Origin of the sequence: Hydromonas duriensis, from assembly GCF_004363775.1 — a bacterium.
Classification (GTDB): Bacteria; Pseudomonadota; Gammaproteobacteria; order Burkholderiales; family Burkholderiaceae; genus Hydromonas; species Hydromonas duriensis.
Map to the genome: position 1 here is coordinate 1 of NZ_SNZE01000053.1, position 3,794 is coordinate 3,794.

The 3,794-nt window shown below is 39.6% G+C and carries 6 protein-coding genes; all 6 read right to left on the reverse strand.

The window, feature by feature from the left end:
• Positions 1-24: 24 nt before the first annotated feature.
• On the reverse strand, positions 25-330 hold the full coding sequence (locus tag DFR44_RS11085) for a transposase (RefSeq protein WP_133620012.1): 306 nt from the start codon (positions 328-330) through the stop codon (positions 25-27).
• Positions 331-437: 107 nt separating this feature from the next.
• Positions 438-860 (reverse strand): phosphodiester glycosidase family protein, encoded by a 423-nt coding sequence (locus tag DFR44_RS11090; protein WP_133621631.1) that lies wholly within the window; start codon positions 858-860, stop codon positions 438-440.
• Positions 861-954: 94 nt separating this feature from the next.
• On the reverse strand, positions 955-1,581 hold the full coding sequence (locus DFR44_RS11095; protein ID WP_133621632.1) for a hypothetical protein: 627 nt from the start codon (positions 1,579-1,581) through the stop codon (positions 955-957).
• A gap of 120 nt (positions 1,582-1,701) precedes the next feature.
• Positions 1,702-2,190 carry a hypothetical protein gene (locus tag DFR44_RS11100; RefSeq protein WP_133621633.1) on the reverse strand — a complete coding sequence of 163 codons (489 nt, stop codon included), beginning with the start codon at positions 2,188-2,190 and terminating at the stop codon, positions 1,702-1,704.
• Positions 2,191-2,217: 27 nt separating this feature from the next.
• Positions 2,218-3,414 (reverse strand): hypothetical protein, encoded by a 1,197-nt coding sequence (locus DFR44_RS11105; protein WP_133621634.1) that lies wholly within the window; start codon positions 3,412-3,414, stop codon positions 2,218-2,220.
• The coding region (locus DFR44_RS11110; RefSeq protein WP_133621635.1) for a DUF2345 domain-containing protein at positions 3,414-3,794 on the reverse strand (381 nt) is incomplete at its 5' end. The genes DFR44_RS11110 and DFR44_RS11105, both read right to left, overlap by 1 nt.

Here is a 3,794-nt window from a genome sequence, read left to right on the forward strand (position 1 = left end):
CGTCCTGACCAATCATTGCGTACTTTACGGTTTCAGGCTCGCAAAGTACGCGCTTGCCTTTTTTAGGAATTCAATCTCCCGCTTGCGCAAATCAAGCTCTTTATGAGCGGCTTTGAGTTGACGCTCTAATGTTTGATAGTCTTGGCGACTTGGGCTTTGGCCTTTGGTTGAGGCAGCTTTAGGATTCTTCATGGTTTCATAAATCCAGTTCGTTAATGTTCCGTAGTTTATACCCAAATCTCGAGCCACTTCCGCGTAACTCAGCTCTCCTGATAATGCTAAACTCACTGCCTCAGCTTTGAATGAGTCATCGTAACGATTGCGTTGCATTTGACACCTCTCTTTTTACGTTAAAAGGTGTCCGTCAATTCGAGGGCAGATCAAGATGACCGATATCATTAACGAGGCAGTTTTCAATTTCATAATTTGCTTTCAACTTATAGACTTTTAAAACTGATGGCTGATGTTTGAGTAGAATTTTTAGGGTACGCAGCCTCCAAAACTTCCTTTCCTTGAAGATTTAAAAATACAGAATCACTACCATCAACAAAAAAAGCCGATTGACAACCATAAGCAATAAATTTGTCTCTCAGTTCATAATAGCTCAATCCTCCACCTGCTGGATTATGTGGTTGAACCATAACAACAATACCGCTCTCAGCAGCAATCCCAAATGCCGCCCTCCCTTTTGCTTTTGCGTCAGGGGAATCATTGATGTCTTTAAATTTTAAGCTACTTCGCTGTACTAAAAATGGTAAATCCTCAGCTTTAGGCTCTCCAGCAACGACTGGATTTGCAAGCGGTTTTGAATAAAGATTCATAGAGCCATATTTAAGCCCTCTAACAACCAAAGGTGCCACGCTGCCAATTGATGCTTTGAAGATTGGAAGCTAGTTTCCTATACCTATAAAACTTAACATTCTCATCCTGTGCAACATAAAACATAAGTGGCGTTCATTGCCATTTGCCCATCGCACATAGTTTTAGAGCATAGGTTTTAATTTGTGAATAGCCATTTAAGCTGAACGTTGCTGATGGCATGCCCGAAATAGTTATAGAAAGTTTTTTCCCTTTATCAAACGCTTTGAGTATAGACGTAATATCCTGCCCGATAGGATCAGCAAGTGATAAGCCTGAAAAGTAAGAGGCGTTGACTCTTTGAATAAAATCAAAGTCCTGTCCATCGACTTCCCATGTAACATGAGACTCACCTTGTTTGATACTAGGTTTGATTTCTGTAAGACAGCTTGGGCATGATGGGTCTTTGGCATTAACGACCTTTATACTTACAAAATCCTCAAGCCTCCCACTAAAATATGGAACCTGACCAAAAGCACATGAATTCGCAACCTCGATACCAAAAGACAACTGAGCATCCTTATTATTTATGGCTCGGGTTGTTAATACAACCTGTTCCAATTGTTTGTTTTGTTCATTTGAAACTTGTATAGTTGAGACCCAGTCTCCGTAATAACTACCTGGATAAAACTGACTAACTGGAGTAGTTTGAGCATCCTGGGCAAATATAGCGCTCACTGGAGCAAAAAACATGCAAACCAAAAAAAATAGCATTTTTTTCATATTAAAACCTTTGTTTCAAATAAAAGCCTATTTCATACAAGATGGAACTTCCAAAGCAGGTGCTTTTAAAACCAAAACTTTATTATTGACCTTGCAAAATTGGACTGCAAGTGAGTACTACTAAGAACCCTTTTTAGTTAAAATAATATTTGCACCATCTATCTTAGTGCCATTTATAGTGATATTTCCAATAGAGCACAAAACAAATTTTTCTCGTGCAGGCGGAATAAATGCATAATTTTTCATATCAGTTAAAACAAATGCTGGTTCATCCTTAACAACAAATTGATAAGTATCACCGATGTAAAATGTTCTATTAATCGTGGCGCCATACCAATTTCTAATTGGATCTAAAGTCTTTTCTTTTGGTACAACTGTAAACTCCTCAACAACATGAGCATTTCGGAGTCGCCTGACTACAACAGGATTAATATCTTTATATTTAAAGCCAACCAAAATAAAATCCATGCTATCAATGGTAGCTCTAGCTTCACAGCGTTTTGATTCAGATAACAAATCTTCATTACTCATTCCCTCAGTACAGCCGACTGTACTTACACCGAGTAGTCCCAATAATAATATGCTAAGTATCCGTTTAATAAATCTCATCACCATTTCCTCACCGTTGAAAGCGTATTAAAGCCCTTTGGCAAATCCTAAAAAATTTGTATTAAACGCACCAAATGAAATTTTAGAGTACGTTTTGCTTTGACCCCATGTAAAAACTGTCATATCAACAGTCCTCTCATTCGCATCATATGTAAGCTCATGAATCCCTATCCAATGCTCTGGAATTGGGGAGTTACTAATTTTATTTGACAACAAATTCATACGGATAAGCATAGCGACACAATAACCCTTATCTAAGTAAGATTTGATTTCGTCCAAACTTTTAATAGTAAAAGAATCTTTTTTAAAACTAGGTGTTTGGATAGGGAGTACAAAAGATACATCGCTTAATCCAATCATATTTTTAAACAAAGTTGTCACATCGCCTGGAAGCGACATTCCCGTACCTCCCTCAACTGCCCCTCCTGCATTATCACTATCTGGATCATAGTCAAACACGCCATTTAAATGATCCCGCAAGCTAGCTAAAAGTATAAAATCAACAGGATGTACCTTTCCAACGATTGAAGAGGCTGGATATTTTTTACTAGACTGTGCGTATTGTTGCAAATGTTTATCCGTGTCTGTAGTTAACTGATAACCCGCAGCCGATGTAGCCTTGCCATATTTATGGAGACTTTTTACGAATTGTTCATAGTCGCTCTGTCTTTTTTGTGCATAAAAATGAGCAGATGCAGCCATACCACAGAGAGAACTCGAACCTTGGTCAATTAAATAGGGATTAGCAATACGTGCATTAATCCCCGCTTCAATCTCCTGATAATTAAAATTATAAAAATCGGGGGGTGTCGTGGTGGTCGTTTGAATCTCCCCATTGTTTATATTTGTAGTTAGGCCGTTTTTTGCTCGCACAATATTTGCCACACTCCAGTCGTTTACAGTTGTTTGTGCATCTGTAAACATCTTGTTCACCCAGCTATGCCAGATTTCTGTTTTGTTTTCATCAAAAATATACCACTGCGCACTTACTTCTGATTTTGCGCCGCCATCCCAACTGGAGTAACGAGAAGGAACCCTGCCCCCAGTGCTACTATATCCATTGCTGTCAAACGTCGCATCACCTTCAATTGTTTCTACTTTCCCATTCACTTTTGTGACGGCTTGGTATCTTGCCTTGAGCTTGCCTAGTTTAAGCTGTTGTAGTAGGGGTTCACTCAGGCTTTTAAGATTGATCCTTAGACGTGTACTGAAATAAAAACTCATTATGGTTTAACCTCCAAAATCAAATGTGCTGTTAACTCTTCAACGGCTGGAGAGTAAAATGTCTGCGTCTTACCTTCGCCATCCGTAACGCCCCTGACAGCCTCACCGCTTTCTTTATAGACAACGTATTTTTTATTCACAAGTGCATTGCCATTTTCATCTTTGAACTCAAATTTTCTTGCGTAATTCTTCGGCAAATGCGCCACCGACAAACTCTTCTCACTCGGCTTCCCATGAGTCGCCGCCCAAGCAAACCAAGTCCCTGGTGTGCCATGTTCAATCCCGCTCTTGTTGATTTTGATGTATGAGCCCCCTGCCGTGGCGAGGATTTCTTCTGCGGCGGCGAGTTCGATGCTGCCTTTGGTGGAGATGATTTTAAA